This window comes from Sinorhizobium sp. 6-70 (assembly GCF_030124375.1).
In the GTDB taxonomy this organism is placed as follows: domain Bacteria; phylum Pseudomonadota; class Alphaproteobacteria; order Rhizobiales; family Rhizobiaceae; genus Sinorhizobium.
The window spans coordinates 170,903-183,725 of record NZ_JASKLS010000003.1; the positions used below are offsets into that span (position 1 = coordinate 170,903).

Below are 12,823 nucleotides of genomic sequence, written 5' to 3' on the forward strand. Positions count from 1 at the left end.
GGCAAGAGGTGCCGGAGGTGATGTATGGAGAAGCCGCAAGCGGGCGCGAGAGGAAGGAATGGCAACGGCGGGCGCGCTGAACGTTCCGCGCAGCGCGATCCCGAGCGGACGCGCGCATCCATCCTCGCAGCCGCCACACAGGAGTTCGCGGAAAACGGCATGGGCGGGGCGCGGGTCGACGCCATCGCCGAACGCGCCGGCATCAACAAGCGCATGCTCTATCATTACTTCGGTGACAAGGAGCAGCTCTACCTCGCCGTCCTGGAGGAGGCCTATATCGGCATAAGAACGGCGGAAAAATCGATAAATCTCAGTGACTTGGAACCGGAGCAGGGCATCGCCGAGCTGGCGATGTTCACGTGGAGATACTTCCTGGAGCACCCGGAGTTCCTCAGTCTCCTCGGTACCGAAAACCTGCATCGTGCCCGGTGGCTGCGGCAATCGACCCGTCTCAAGGAGCTGCATTCGCAACTCATGGGCAAGCTGTCCGAGTTGCTCGACCGGGGTCGCGCAAAAGGCCTCTTCCGGGAGGATGTCGACCCGTTGCACCTCTATCTGACGATGGCTGCACTCGGTTATTTCTATCTCTCGAACCAGTACACGCTCTCGACGATCTTCGGCCGCGATCTCGCTGAACGACCCAATCTCGAGGGCTGGGAGCGTCACATCGTTCATGTGACTCTGGCTTCGATCAGGCGCTGAATCGTCGACATGTCGTTTTTTTTGTTGACAGGTGTGCTTTTTGTCTGCAACAAAGTAACTGTTTAGTTACTGGCTTGGGAGGGCTGGTCCTTTCCCACGAGGCCTCGCAGGGAGGAGACCGCATGCCACGTTTGGGTATCATATTGCACGGCGTCACCGGGCGGATGGGCTACAACCAGCACCTGGTGCGCTCGATACTGGCCATTCGCGATCAGGGCGGGATCGTGCTCAAGTCGGGCGAGCGGCTGGAGATCGACCCGATCATCGTCGGCCGCAACCGAGACAAGATGGAGCAACTGGCGAAGCGTCACAACATTGCTCGCTGGTCTACCGACCTCGACGCGGCGCTTGCCGATCGGAACGACCAGATCTTTTTCGACGCCGGCACGACGCTGATGCGCGCCGAACTCATCGGCAGGGCGCTGGACGCCGGCAAGCACGTCTACTGCGAAAAACCGGTCTCCGACGACTTGCGAACGGCGGTGAAGCTGGCGCGAAAGGCGCGCGCCTCCGGGCTCAAGCACGGCGTCGTCCAGGACAAGCTGTTCCTGCCCGGGCTCCGCAAACTGGCTCTGCTCAGGGACTCCGGCTTCTTCGGAAAGATCCTCTCGGTGCGTGGCGAGTTCGGTTACTGGGTCTTTGAAGGCGACTGGGGCGTGCCCGCCCAGCGCCCCTCCTGGAATTATCGCAAGGGTGACGGCGGTGGCATCATTCTCGACATGCTCTGCCACTGGCGCTACGTGATGGACAACCTTTTCGGCGAGGTCCGCGCCGTCTCCTGCCTCGGCGCGACCCATATTCCAAGCCGCGTCGACGAACAGGGCCGGACCTATGACTGCGACACGGACGATGCGGCCTATGCAACCTTCGAGCTCGAAGGCGGCATCATCGCGCAGATCAATTCCTCCTGGACCGTGCGCGTGCGCCGCGACGATCTTGTGACCTTCCAGGTCGACGGAACGCACGGCTCGGCCGTCGCCGGCCTGACGAAATGCTGGACCCAGCACCGCGTCAACACGCCGAAGCCGGTCTGGAACCCGGACCAGCCGCAGACCATCGATTTCTACAAGACCTGGGACGAGGTGCCGGACACGCAGGTCTTCGACAATGGCTTCAAGGCGCAATGGGAGATGTTCCTGCGCCATGTGGCCGAGGGCGGTCCCTGGCCCTATGGGCTCGAGGCCGGCGCCAAGGGCGTGCAGCTTGCCGAGCTGGGACTGAAATCCTGGGCCGAGCGCCGCTGGCTCGATGTGCCGGAACTGGAGTTTTGAGCCATGACCAGCATCGATCTCCCTCTTGAAGACCAGCTCGCCCGTTACGAACTGACGGGCCGGCCGGTCCCCCTTAAGCAACGCGAGGCGGCCGCCTTTTCCAGGGTCGCCTTTGCGGCGGCGCATGTCGTCGCTGATCCGTTTGCGGACAATGATCCATGGCTGACACCGGCGATTGATTGGGAGCGCACGCTCGCATTTCGCCACCGCCTCTGGGATCTCGGCCTCGGCGTCGCCGAAGCGATGGATACGGCTCAGCGTGGCATGGGCCTCGGCTGGCCGGAAGCACGCGAACTCATCCACCGTGCGCTGGCCGAGGCGCGCGGGCGCTCCGGCGCGCTGATTGCCTGCGGCGCCGGCACCGATCATCTGGCGCCGGGCCCAGACGTCACGATCGACGATATTCTCAAGGCCTATGAGAGCCAGATCGAGACGATCGAAGCCGAAAACGGCCGCATCATCCTTATGGCGAGCCGGGCGCTCGCGGCGGCGGCGAAAGGGCCGGGGGACTATATCCGCGTCTACGACCGCATTCTTTCGCAGATAAAGGAGCCGGTGATCATCCATTGGCTCGGCGAGATGTTCGATCCGGCGCTCGAAGGCTATTGGGGCAATGCCGATCACATGGCGGCGATGAATACCTGCCACGCAGTCATCGAAGCGCATGCCGAAAAGGTCGATGGCATCAAGATTTCGCTGCTCTCGAAGGAAAAAGAAATCGCGATGCGCCGCCGGCTGCCGAAGGGCGTGCGCATGTATACCGGCGACGACTTCAACTATGCCGAGCTCATCGCCGGCGACGAAAAAGGGTATTCGGACGCGCTGCTCGGCATTTTCGATGCGATCGCGCCGGTGGCGTCAGCGGCACTTGAGGCGCTCGGCGAAGGGCGCAACGGCGAATTCTTCGAGCTCCTGGAGCCGACCGTGCCGCTATCGCGCCACATTTTCAAGGCGCCGACACGCTTCTACAAGACCGGAGTCGTCTTCCTTGCCTATCTGAACGGCCTGCAGGATCATTTCGTGATGATCGGCGGGCAACAGAGCGCGCGTTCGCTTGCCCATCTCGCCGAGCTCTTCCGTCTGGCGGACAGGGCCGGCGCTCTTGCCGATCCGGAACTAGCCGTCTCGCGCATGCGGCGCGTTCTCGCCGTCCACGGCATCAACTGAGGCCGCCATGACCGAGGCTCCCGTCGTCAGGCTCATCGAGGCGGACATTTTCGAGCGGCAGGTTGGCTTCCGCTTCCCATTCCGATTCGGGGCGGCGCGCGTCGAAAGCGCGCCGCAGGCTTTCGTCCGGGTGAGCATTGCGGACGAAAGCGGCCATGAGGCCGCCGGCTGGTCGGCCGAAATGATGATGCCGAAATGGTTCGACAAGAACCCGGCTCTTTCGCCGGACGACAATGTCGCGCAGCTTCGCGCGTCGCTACATCTGGCGATCGAAGTGTTGCAGGCGGCTGGCGCAAAGACGCCCTTCGGGCTGCATGCGGCAGCCGAGGCCGATCACCACCGGGCGGCTGCGAGCCAAGGTCTCCCGCCGCTGGTGGCGTCTTACGGCCTGGCGCTTATCGATCGCGCCGTCATCGATGCCGTGTGCCGGATGAAAGGCGCAAGTGCGGCCGACGCCGTCCGGCATGATCTGTTTGGCATCACCAACGCCACCGCGCCGGACCTTGCCGGCTTCGATCTCGCAGGCTTTTTCTCACGCCTGGAGCCTTCGCCGCGGCTTGCGGTGCGCCATACCATCGGGCTCGCCGATGCGTTGACCGCCGCCGAACTCGCGTCGGAGCAGCGGCTCGAGGACGGTCTGCCGCAGACGCTGGAAGGGGTGATTGCCGCCTACGGCCACCGCTATTTCAAGATCAAGGTTTCCGGACGCCCCGTCGAGGACCTGGAGCGCCTGATGGCTATCGCCGCGGTGCTCGATCGCACCATCGACGGCTATCGGGCGACGCTCGACGGCAACGAACAGTTCGAAAGCGCCGATGCGGCGGCCGACCTCCTCGATCGCCTGCAGAAGGAACCGCGCCTTTCCAGACTGCGCCGATCCCTTCTCTTCTTCGAGCAGCCGATCGCGCGCGCCGAGGCGCTGTCGAAATCGGTCGCCGCGCTTGCTGAGCGCATGCCGCTCGAAATCGACGAGTCCGACGGCGATATCGGCGCATTCCCGCGGGCACGCGAACTCGGCTATGCCGGCATCTCGTCGAAATCCTGCAAGGGTTTCTACCGGGCGCTGATCAACCGCGCTCGTGTCGAGAAATGGAACCGCGAGGCGGGTTCGTCGCAGTATTTCATGTCCGCCGAGGACCTGACGACCCAATCGGGTCTGGCGCTCCAGCAGGACCTCGTTCTGGCGGCGCTTGTCGGCACCGGCCATGTCGAGCGCAACGGTCATCATTACGTCGACGGCATGGCGCAGGCCCCGACGGGCGAGCAGGCGTCCTATCTGGCCGCTCATCCCGATCTTTATGACGGAGCGTCCGGACGGGCGCGGCTCGTAATCAAAGGGGGTGAGCTCAATTTTGGAAGCGCGTTAAGAGCGATCGGCCTCGGTTCGTTGGTCGAGCCGGACTGGGCGTCAATGACGGCGCGCTAGTGCATGTCGCCCAAAAGTGTGCAGCGGTTTTTGGCACAACGACATGCACAAAACGAAATCTGGGAGGAGAACATCATGCAGGTCGAGGGGCTTTCCATCAATCTGGCGACGATCCGCGAGCAATGCGGCTTTGCGGAGGCCGTGGATCTCTGCTTGAAACACGGCATCACGGCGATCGCTCCCTGGCGCGATCAGGTGGCGGCGGTCGGGCTCGATGAGGCGGTCCGCATCGTCAAGTCCAACGGATTGAAGCTGACCGGTCTCTGCCGTGGCGGTTTCTTCCCGGCGGCAGACACAGCGGGGCGAGAGAAGGCCATCGACGACAATAGACGCGCGATCGACGAGGCGGCCGCGCTTGGCGCCGACTGCCTGGTACTGGTCGTTGGCGGCCTGCCTGGAGGCTCGAAGAATATCGATGCCGCCCGCCGGATGGTCGAGGACGGCATCGCCACGGTGCTGCGGCATGCGGGCGCCGCCGGCGTGCCGCTTGCGATCGAGCCCCTGCATCCGATGTATGCCGCCGACCGGGCCTGCGTCAACACGCTCGGCCAGGCACTCGACATGTGTGAGGCGCTCGGCGCCGGTGTCGGGGTTGCGATCGATGTCTATCACGTCTGGTGGGATCCGGATCTCGCCAACCAGATCGCGCGGGCGGGCGAAATGAAGGCGATCCTCGCACATCACATCTGCGACTGGCTGGTCCCGACCAGGGACATGCTGACCGATCGCGGCATGATGGGCGACGGCGTCATCGATTTGAAGGGGATCCGGCGCCGGATCGAGGCCGCCGGTTTTCACGGGGCGCAGGAGGTCGAGATCTTCTCGGCCGAAAATTGGTGGAAGCGGCCGGCCGACGAGGTGATCGCCACCTGCGTGGAGCGCTATCGTAACTGCTGCTGAGATGGGTTGCTCGATCATGCATCTTACAAGCTGATGGCAAAAACCGGCGGGAAATACCTTGACGCTCCCAGAATTCAGTCACTAGCATGTATGTTGAATTTACATGTTGTACTAGCCATTGCCGCCGACCGCGCGGCTTCACTCCAGACAGGATTGCGTGAGGAAGATGGAAAACAAACGTCGTTTTGCGCTGGTCGGTACCGGCAACCGCGGCACCACGATGTGGGGCAAGGATCTGCTCGCCGGTTGGCGCGGTAAGGTCGATCTCGTCGCCATAGCCGACACGAATGCGCTCAGAGCCGAACGCGCCCGCACGATGATCGCCACCAACGCGCCGATCTACGGCAATGTGGACGCCATGCTTGCCGAAGCGCGGCCCGATCTCGTGATTGTCTGCACCCCGGACAGCACGCATGACGAGATCGTCGTCCGCGCGCTTGAGGCCGGTGCCGATGTCATCACCGAAAAGCCGATGTCGACGACGGTCGAAAAGATCCGCCGCATTCTGGATGCCGAGAAGCGCACCGGCCGGCGGGTGGACGTGTCGTTCAACTACCGCTTCGCGCCGACCGCCGCGCGCATCAAGGAACTGTTGAATTCCGGTGAGATCGGCCGCGTCACGTCGGTCGACTTTCACTGGTATCTCGACACCCGGCACGGCGCCGACTATTTCCGTCGCTGGCACGCCTATACGGAACGCTCGGGAAGCCTCTTCGTGCACAAGGCGACCCACCATTTCGATCTGTTGAACTGGTATCTCGACAGCGATCCGGATGCCGTGACGGCATTTGCCGACCTGCAGATGTACGGGCGCAAGGGCCCCTTCCGTGGGCCGCGCTGCAAGCTCTGTCCTCACAAGAACGACTGCGATTTCTACCTGGATCTCGAAGCCGATCCGTTCCTCGACGCGCTCTATGAGGACCCCTCGGAGATCGACGGCTACTTCCGTGACGGCTGCGTCTTCCGAGAGGACATCGATATTCCCGATACAATGGTCGCGAACATTCGTTACCGGAACAATGTCCACGTCTCCTATTCGCTGAACACCTTCCAGCCGATCGAAGGCCACCACATCGCGTTCAACGGAACGAAGGGCCGGATCGAGCTTCGCCAGTACGAGGACCAGCCGTGGGAGATGCCGGAGGAAGATGTCATCCTGCTGATCCGCAATTTTCCGAAGGGCCGCCCGGGGGTGGAGCGCATCGCGGTGCCGCATTCGCCGGGCGGGCACTATGGCGGCGACGACCGCTTGCGGAACATGCTTTTCAAGCCGGGCGCGAAGGACACGCTGGGACAGCGGGCAGGCGCCCGTGCCGGGGCGATGTCGGTCCTCTGCGGCATCGCGGCGCTGCAGAGCTCGCGCACGGGCAAGCTGGTCCGGCTTGCCGACCTGATGCCGGAGCTCTTCGAGGACGAGGTTGGCTCTGTTTCCCGGCCCGCAGCGCAGAGCTCGGCCTCTGCGGGCCGGCGATGAGTTCGCGCTCTCTCGTAGTCGCAGTGCCAGCCTGAAGTCCCGCACTCTGCTCACTGGAGGGCTCCATCATTGTGCGCATCCATGCATTTGACGCATGGGTGCGCTGATGTATGAGCGCTGCAATCCCCCGAGGTTCCGCATTATATGTTGCGCATCGAAGCAAACGAGGCGCCACGGACTGGCAGCCAGGCTTCGAAAGCCCATGAAAGGGGGATCAAAATGAACGTAGCACGCTCTTTCAACAACTGGCGCAAGTATCGTCAGACGGTCGCCGAACTGGGCCGCATGTCGACCCGCGAACTTAACGACCTCGGCATCAACCGCGGCGATATCCATCGCGTCGCCCGCGCCGCTGTCGGCCGCTAAAGGCTCGATCGACGGGCACGCCACGTCGGAACTGAATTAGATCTGTCCAAGCGCCTGCACCTCCCAGCGGGCGCTTTTTCTTTTGCGCCCGTCGCTTCCGACTTAGTTAACGCTTGCGGTCAGTGGGGCTAATCGAAACCTGATGCTGCCTGCAAGAATTTGCCCGGGATGCAACCCAACGAGGCCACCGCCTTCGTTCGGCATGTTGTGCGCATTGGGCAGATGCGTCATAGGCTCGAAGCAGAAGAAGTCCGCATCCGCATCCGGCGAATAGATCATGAAGCACCCGAATGCCCCTTGGGTCTCAAGCCTTAAGGCAAGTTTACGTTCGGGCCATTCGATCGCAGCCTCTCCGTCCCAGCCGTCATAGGCATTGTTCATCCAGTGAGCGGGTAGCGTATTGCCCTCGGTGAAATCGAGCGCGCGGGCAATTGGGCCCGGAGCGTCGGGCAAGTGTCCGGTCCTCTCGCCCCAGATGCGTTTTGCCTTCGCCCTGAGCCGGGTCCCGGCCGTGCGCGGAAAGAAGGGGTGGTGTCCCAACCCAAAGGGCAGTGGTCGCGCCGACATGTTCTTGACCACGAGGGAAAGAACCAGCGTGCTGCCATTCAGCCGGACTTCCTGTACGGCCTGATAGGCATAAGGGCTCCCCGCCTGCGCAGCCTGCACATAGGAAAGCGTCGCTTCCTGCCTGCTGTGGGACATCAGCTGCCATTCGCCGAGCCAGCCGTCCCCATGCAGGCAGAATGGATCGGCCGATGTATTCGGCTCGAGGAAGAAACGCTCGCCATCGAAGGTGAAACTGTTGCCTTCGATCCTGTTGCCGAAGGGCACGAGTGGGAAGCTCGCCTCGGCGCCGAAGCGCTGCGACGCGATCCCGGCCGTCGCCGTCGGCTTCAGGAACGGGATCCCGCGCCAGGTGCCGGCGAGCAGCGAACCGCCGAAACGGCTCAGTTCGACCGAGAGCTCGTCGTCCTTGAGATGCAGGACATCGTTCGGCATTGCCGATCAGACGCGCTGTCTGCCCGCGACCGAGCGCAGATTGTCGAGGAGCACCGCCAACAGCAGGATCAGGCCGCGCACCACGTATTGATAAAAAGCCTGGATGTTGAGCAGGTTCATGACGTTTTCGGCGATGCCCATGATCAGAACGCCGACGATGACGCCGGTCATCGCAGCGCGGCCGCCGGCCAGCGACACACCGCCGAGCACGCAGGCCGAAATGACCGAAAGCTCCAGTCCGGTCGCGGCATTCGGCTGGCCGGAGGTGATGCGCGAGGCAAGCAACACGCCCGCGACGGCGCAGACGATGCCCTGCAGGGCGAAGATCCAGATACGCATGCGGGCGACGTCGACGCCGGCAAGCCGCGAAGCCTCCGGATTGCCGCCGATCGCCAGCGTATTCTTGCCGAAGACGGTCCGGTTCAGCACGAAGCCGAAGACGATGAAGAACAGGCCCATCACCCAGATCGGTGTCGGGATGCCGAGGAAGCGCGACAGCGCGAGCTGGTAGAAACCGGGATCATTGATGCCGACCGCCCGGCCGTCCGAGGCGATCAGCGCGAAACCGCGGACGATCTGCATGGTGGCAAGCGTGGTGATCAGTGCATTGATGCGGAAACGGGCGATGACGACGCCGTTGATGGTGCCGACGATGGCGCCGCAAAGGACGGCGGCCAGCAGCCCGACGAGGATCGAGCCCGAGACGTTCGAGGCCATGACCGCCACCATGCCGGAAAATGCCACCGTCGAGCCGACGGAAAGGTCGAAATCGCGCGAGGCGAGGCAGAACATCATCGTGCAGGCGATGATGCCGATGGTGACAACGGACTGCAGCAGGCCGAGCATGTTGCGCTCGCTGAGGAAATTCGGAACCGTCAACGACACAATGACGAAGGCGACCGCGAAGATGACGACGAGGCCCTGTTCGCCGAGAAGGATTTTTTTCAAATGGGTCATCGTCACCGTACCTGTGTGAGGGGAAGCTCTTTGCTGTTCTTGATGTCGGGAAGGGCTGCCGCGAGGATCCGCCGCTCATCGAATTCCGCACGCGGCAAGTCGGCCGCGAGCCGACCCTCGCACATCACGATGATGCGATCCGTGATGCCCATCACCTCCGGCAGCTCGCTGGAGATGACGACGATCGCCATGCCCTGTTCGGCAAGCCCGTAGAGGATTTCGTAGATCTCGGATTTCGCGCCGACGTCGATACCGCGTGTCGGCTCGTCGACGATGAGAACCTTGATGCCTTCCTCGGACAGCCAGCGACCGAGAATGACCTTCTGCTGGTTGCCGCCCGAGAGGTTGACGATGTCCTGACGGCGGGACGGGGTGCGCACGCGAAGCTTGGCGATGAACTTGTCGGCGAGCTCGCTTTCCTTCTTCGGGTTGATGATGCCGAAGGGGGAAAAGTGGCGGCGTGAGGAGATCGTCATGTTCTCCTCGATCGACCGGCCCTGGACGATGCCGTCGAACTTGCGGTCCTCCGGGCAGAGAACGATGCCGGCCCGGATCGACTTCGGCGGGCTGTCTGCGGGCACGGCTGCACCGTCGACCGAGACGCTGCCCTCGCTGCGCCTATCGGCTCCATAGACGAGCCGCGCCATCTCGCTGCGGCCGGCGCCGATCAGGCCGAAGAAGCCGACGATCTCGCCGCGCCTGACCGAGAAGCTCAACGGAGCCTTCAGTTTGGGTCCCGCGATGTTTTCGACCCGCAGCCGCTCGGCGCCGAAGCTGCGTCCCCGCCAGCCCCAGATGTTTGCGATTTCGCGCCCGACCATCTCCGAAATGATCTGGTCGCGCGTCACCATGGAAATCTCCGGATGATGTGCGGCGAGCTTGCCGTCGCGCAGCACCGTAAGGCTGTCGCAGAGTCGGAAGATCTCGTCGAGGCGATGCGAGACGTAGAGAATGACAGTGCCGTTCGCGCGCAGGCGATCGATGAGGGCAAAGAGGATTTCGCTCTCGCGGGAGGACAGCGAAGAGGTCGGCTCGTCGAGAGCGATGACGCGCGCGTCGAGCATCACCGCCTTGGCGATCTCGACCATCTGGCGCTCGCCGATCGAAAGCGACGCGACCTTGGCGCCCGGGTCGACATCGATGCCGATCTCGGCCAGCTTCTCTGAGACGACGCCCGTGAGCTTCCGCCGGTCGATGACGCCGCCCTTGCCGGGGAAATGGCCGAGCCAAAGGTTTTCGGCGACCGTCAGTTCCGGCACGAGCTGCAGTTCCTGGTGAATGACGATGACACCGGCATGGAAGGCGTCGCGCACGGAGCGGTAATGCTGAACCTCGCCATCGATGCGGATCTGGCCCTCATCGGCGGACTGGTCTCCAGACAGAACGCGGATCAGCGTCGACTTGCCGGCGCCGTTTTCACCCATCAGCCCGTGGACCGCGCCCTTGCGGACAGTAAAGGAAACATCCGACAGCGCCTGGACGCCGGGATAACCTTTCGAAATCGATCGGAATTCGAGGAAATCTTGCATGCGCTGCTCCGAAGCGGAATGCCCGGCGGCACCAATGGCTGCCGCCGGGCTCGATGGCATTTCGTCCGGGACCGATTACTCGATGCCGAGTTCCTTGCGGACGGCTTCGTAGTTGTCACGCAGCGCCAACTGGCCGGCGGTCAGGATCAGCTTTTCCGGCTCCTTCTCGTTGGCAATCCAATCGTACATGTTGAGCGCGGTTTCGTAGCCGTGGCGTTTCGGCGAGATGATGACGGTGCCGAAGAAGCCGGTTGCGGCAGGCTTCTTGAACTCGTTGATCGCCGACTCCGCGCCGCCGATGCCGACGCCGATCACGCTGTCGGCGGCAATGCCCACGCTTTCGGTCGCGCGCACGGCCCCGAGCACGGCTTCGTCATTGAGGCCGACGGCGACCCATTTCTTGATGCCGGCGTTCTTGTTGAGCACGATCGTCGAGGCGTTGAGGGCGGCCTCCGTGTCGGTCTTGGCCTGCGGCGCGTCGAAGATGTTGGCTTCCGGGAAACCGTTGGCCTTGAGAATGGAAAGCGCGCCTTCGACGCGGTCGACGGCAGTCGGCAGTTGGTCGTAGGAGACACGGATCGCGCCGACTTCCTTCATGTCCCAGCCGCGTTTCTTGATTTCGTCGACGATCGCCTGGCCGACGGCCTCGCCGATCTTGGTGGCCGAGATTCCCATGTGCGGGACGTCTTCGATCGGGCTGCCGTCGGCGTTGACCAGGCGGTCGTCGACGGTCATCAGCTTGAGATCATTGGCGGCAGCCTTTGCGACGATGCCCGGGCCGAGCTTGACGTCAGGCGTGCAGACGATGAAGCCCTGCGCGCCCTGGGCCCCGAGATTGTCGATGGCCGACTGGACCTTCTCCCCGTCTTCGGCGCCGATCTTGACCAGCGTGAAGCCTTTTTCCTTGGCGGCGGCGTCCGCGAATTTCCATTCGTCCTGGAACCACGGCTCCTCGGGCTGCTTGACGATGAAGCCGATCTTGACGTCGGCCGCGAATGCGGAAGTGGCGGCGAATACCGCAACGGTACCAGCCAGAATGGCTGCCTTGATGAAGCGCATGATGTGTCTCCCTGGTGAACTGCCTCCTGCAGTTGCCATTTGTGTATGATGAATCATCATATTCGTCAATTGCCTTTGTATGATGAATGCGATAGTGATGTATAACGATAAACGCGTGCGCTTCGGCGCGCAGTCGCCAGCCCCGGCGATCTGCGCTATGGAGCATCGACTTGATCAGCGTGGGGGAGGCGATGGCAGCGGAAGGGCAGCAGCACCAGGGTATCGTGGCGGAACAGCCGCAGCGCCGTCCGCGCGTCCAGAAGAACATTACGCGCGCAATTGCCTCCGACATCTGCGCCGAGATCTTTCCCGTCGGTACCTTCCTGCCTCGCGAAAACGATCTCTGCGAACGCTATGGCGTCAGCCGTACCGTGATCCGGGAATCGCTTAAGATCCTCGAATCGAAGGGCATGGTGCTCGGCCGCTCCCGCGTCGGCACGGTCGTCTGCAACAAGGAAGAGTGGAACATTCTCGATTCGCAGGTTCTGGAATGGATTGGCGAGCGCATCTTCGAATTCGATCTGCTGAACTGCATTCTGGAAGCGCGCCGGGCGATCGAGCCGGCGGCGGCCGAATTCGCCGCTGAGCGCGCGACGGTGCAGGAAATCGCCGATCTTGACCGCGCCTGGCGCGATATGCGTGACGGCGAGCGCGACGTCGCGGGCTTCACCGAAGCCGACGTCGCCTTCCACACTTGCCTTCTGAAGGCCAGCCACAACCAGGTGTTCCTGCAGCTCGTCGGCATCATCCAGGCGGCGCTCAAATTCTCGCTGCACGCGTCGAACGAAGCCGCCGAACGCCGGGACGAGGCCATCGACATCCATGGCGAGCTGGTGGAGGCGCTGCGCATGCGCGACAAGGCGGCTGCGCGCGACTGTTCGATGCGGATGCTGAACCTTGCGGCACGCGATCTTGCCGCGGCCGTCAAACGGCACCGGCCCGCAGGGGCCGGTCTCCTGAATAACCCGTGAAG

General features: G+C 63.0%; 12 protein-coding genes. 8 read left to right on the top strand and 4 right to left on the bottom strand.

The window, feature by feature from the left end:
- The first annotated feature begins 24 nt into the window (after nt 1-24).
- The 7 genes from QN222_RS07980 (at nt 25) to QN222_RS08010 (ending at nt 7,306) form a co-directional block, all read left to right on the top strand.
- Entirely contained in the window at nt 25-702 is a 678-nt protein-coding gene (locus tag QN222_RS07980; RefSeq protein WP_283962151.1) for a TetR/AcrR family transcriptional regulator, read from the top strand.
- 122 nt (nt 703-824) lie between these two features.
- Nucleotides 825-1,973: a Gfo/Idh/MocA family oxidoreductase gene (locus QN222_RS07985; protein ID WP_283962150.1), complete on the top strand. Its 1,149-nt coding sequence runs from the start codon at nt 825-827 to the stop codon at nt 1,971-1,973.
- A gap of 3 nt (nt 1,974-1,976) precedes the next feature.
- Nucleotides 1,977-3,140, top strand: coding sequence for a dihydrodipicolinate synthase family protein (locus QN222_RS07990; RefSeq protein WP_283962149.1), 1,164 nt, complete (start codon nt 1,977-1,979; stop codon nt 3,138-3,140).
- A 7-nt stretch (nt 3,141-3,147) separates the two neighbouring features.
- Entirely contained in the window at nt 3,148-4,566 is a 1,419-nt protein-coding gene (locus tag QN222_RS07995) for an enolase C-terminal domain-like protein (protein ID WP_283962148.1), read from the top strand.
- Between the two features lie 75 nt (nt 4,567-4,641).
- On the top strand, nt 4,642-5,466 hold the full coding sequence (locus QN222_RS08000) for a sugar phosphate isomerase/epimerase family protein (RefSeq protein WP_283962147.1): 825 nt from the start codon (nt 4,642-4,644) through the stop codon (nt 5,464-5,466).
- Nucleotides 5,467-5,632: 166 nt separating this feature from the next.
- The gene (locus QN222_RS08005) at nt 5,633-6,940 is read left to right on the top strand and encodes a Gfo/Idh/MocA family oxidoreductase (RefSeq protein ID WP_283962146.1); all 1,308 of its coding nucleotides are present in this window, start codon (nt 5,633-5,635) and stop codon (nt 6,938-6,940) included.
- A gap of 219 nt (nt 6,941-7,159) precedes the next feature.
- On the top strand, nt 7,160-7,306 hold the full coding sequence (locus tag QN222_RS08010; protein WP_128370480.1) for a DUF1127 domain-containing protein: 147 nt from the start codon (nt 7,160-7,162) through the stop codon (nt 7,304-7,306).
- Nucleotides 7,307-7,408: 102 nt separating this feature from the next.
- On the opposite strand, the gene QN222_RS08015 is transcribed toward QN222_RS08010, so the two are convergent.
- The 4 genes from QN222_RS08015 to QN222_RS08030 form a co-directional block, all read right to left on the bottom strand.
- Entirely contained in the window at nt 7,409-8,305 is an 897-nt protein-coding gene (locus QN222_RS08015; protein ID WP_283962145.1) for an aldose 1-epimerase, read from the bottom strand.
- A 6-nt stretch (nt 8,306-8,311) separates the two neighbouring features.
- Nucleotides 8,312-9,262, bottom strand: a complete 951-nt coding sequence (gene araH, locus QN222_RS08020; protein WP_283962144.1) for an L-arabinose ABC transporter permease AraH — start codon at nt 9,260-9,262, stop codon at nt 8,312-8,314.
- Between the two features lie 2 nt (nt 9,263-9,264).
- The gene (araG, locus tag QN222_RS08025) at nt 9,265-10,791 is read right to left on the bottom strand and encodes an L-arabinose ABC transporter ATP-binding protein AraG (RefSeq protein WP_283962143.1); all 1,527 of its coding nucleotides are present in this window, start codon (nt 10,789-10,791) and stop codon (nt 9,265-9,267) included.
- A 75-nt stretch (nt 10,792-10,866) separates the two neighbouring features.
- Nucleotides 10,867-11,850 (bottom strand): arabinose ABC transporter substrate-binding protein, encoded by a 984-nt coding sequence (locus tag QN222_RS08030; protein ID WP_283962142.1) that lies wholly within the window; start codon nt 11,848-11,850, stop codon nt 10,867-10,869.
- A gap of 191 nt (nt 11,851-12,041) precedes the next feature.
- Here QN222_RS08030 and QN222_RS08035 point away from each other — a divergent pair, with 191 nt between their 5' ends.
- Nucleotides 12,042-12,821 (top strand): FadR/GntR family transcriptional regulator, encoded by a 780-nt coding sequence (locus QN222_RS08035; protein ID WP_283962205.1) that lies wholly within the window; start codon nt 12,042-12,044, stop codon nt 12,819-12,821.
- Nucleotides 12,822-12,823 lie beyond the last annotated feature (2 nt).

What these genes read in the sequence shown, in the direction of transcription:
- QN222_RS07980 (WP_283962151.1), top strand. Translation starts at nt 25, where the DNA reads ATGGAGAAGCCGCAAGCGGGCGCGAGAGGAAGGAATGGCAACGGCGGG.
- QN222_RS07985 (WP_283962150.1), top strand. Translation starts at nt 825, where the DNA reads ATGCCACGTTTGGGTATCATATTGCACGGCGTCACCGGGCGGATGGGC.
- QN222_RS07990 (WP_283962149.1), top strand. Translation starts at nt 1,977, where the DNA reads ATGACCAGCATCGATCTCCCTCTTGAAGACCAGCTCGCCCGTTACGAA.
- QN222_RS07995 (WP_283962148.1), top strand. Translation starts at nt 3,148, where the DNA reads ATGACCGAGGCTCCCGTCGTCAGGCTCATCGAGGCGGACATTTTCGAG.
- QN222_RS08000 (WP_283962147.1), top strand. Translation starts at nt 4,642, where the DNA reads ATGCAGGTCGAGGGGCTTTCCATCAATCTGGCGACGATCCGCGAGCAA.
- QN222_RS08005 (WP_283962146.1), top strand. Translation starts at nt 5,633, where the DNA reads ATGGAAAACAAACGTCGTTTTGCGCTGGTCGGTACCGGCAACCGCGGC.
- QN222_RS08010 (WP_128370480.1), top strand. Translation starts at nt 7,160, where the DNA reads ATGAACGTAGCACGCTCTTTCAACAACTGGCGCAAGTATCGTCAGACG.
- QN222_RS08015 (WP_283962145.1), bottom strand. Translation starts at nt 8,305, where the DNA reads ATGCCGAACGATGTCCTGCATCTCAAGGACGACGAGCTCTCGGTCGAA.
- araH (WP_283962144.1), bottom strand. Translation starts at nt 9,262, where the DNA reads ATGACCCATTTGAAAAAAATCCTTCTCGGCGAACAGGGCCTCGTCGTC.
- araG (WP_283962143.1), bottom strand. Translation starts at nt 10,791, where the DNA reads ATGCAAGATTTCCTCGAATTCCGATCGATTTCGAAAGGTTATCCCGGC.
- QN222_RS08030 (WP_283962142.1), bottom strand. Translation starts at nt 11,850, where the DNA reads ATGCGCTTCATCAAGGCAGCCATTCTGGCTGGTACCGTTGCGGTATTC.
- QN222_RS08035 (WP_283962205.1), top strand. Translation starts at nt 12,042, where the DNA reads ATGGCAGCGGAAGGGCAGCAGCACCAGGGTATCGTGGCGGAACAGCCG.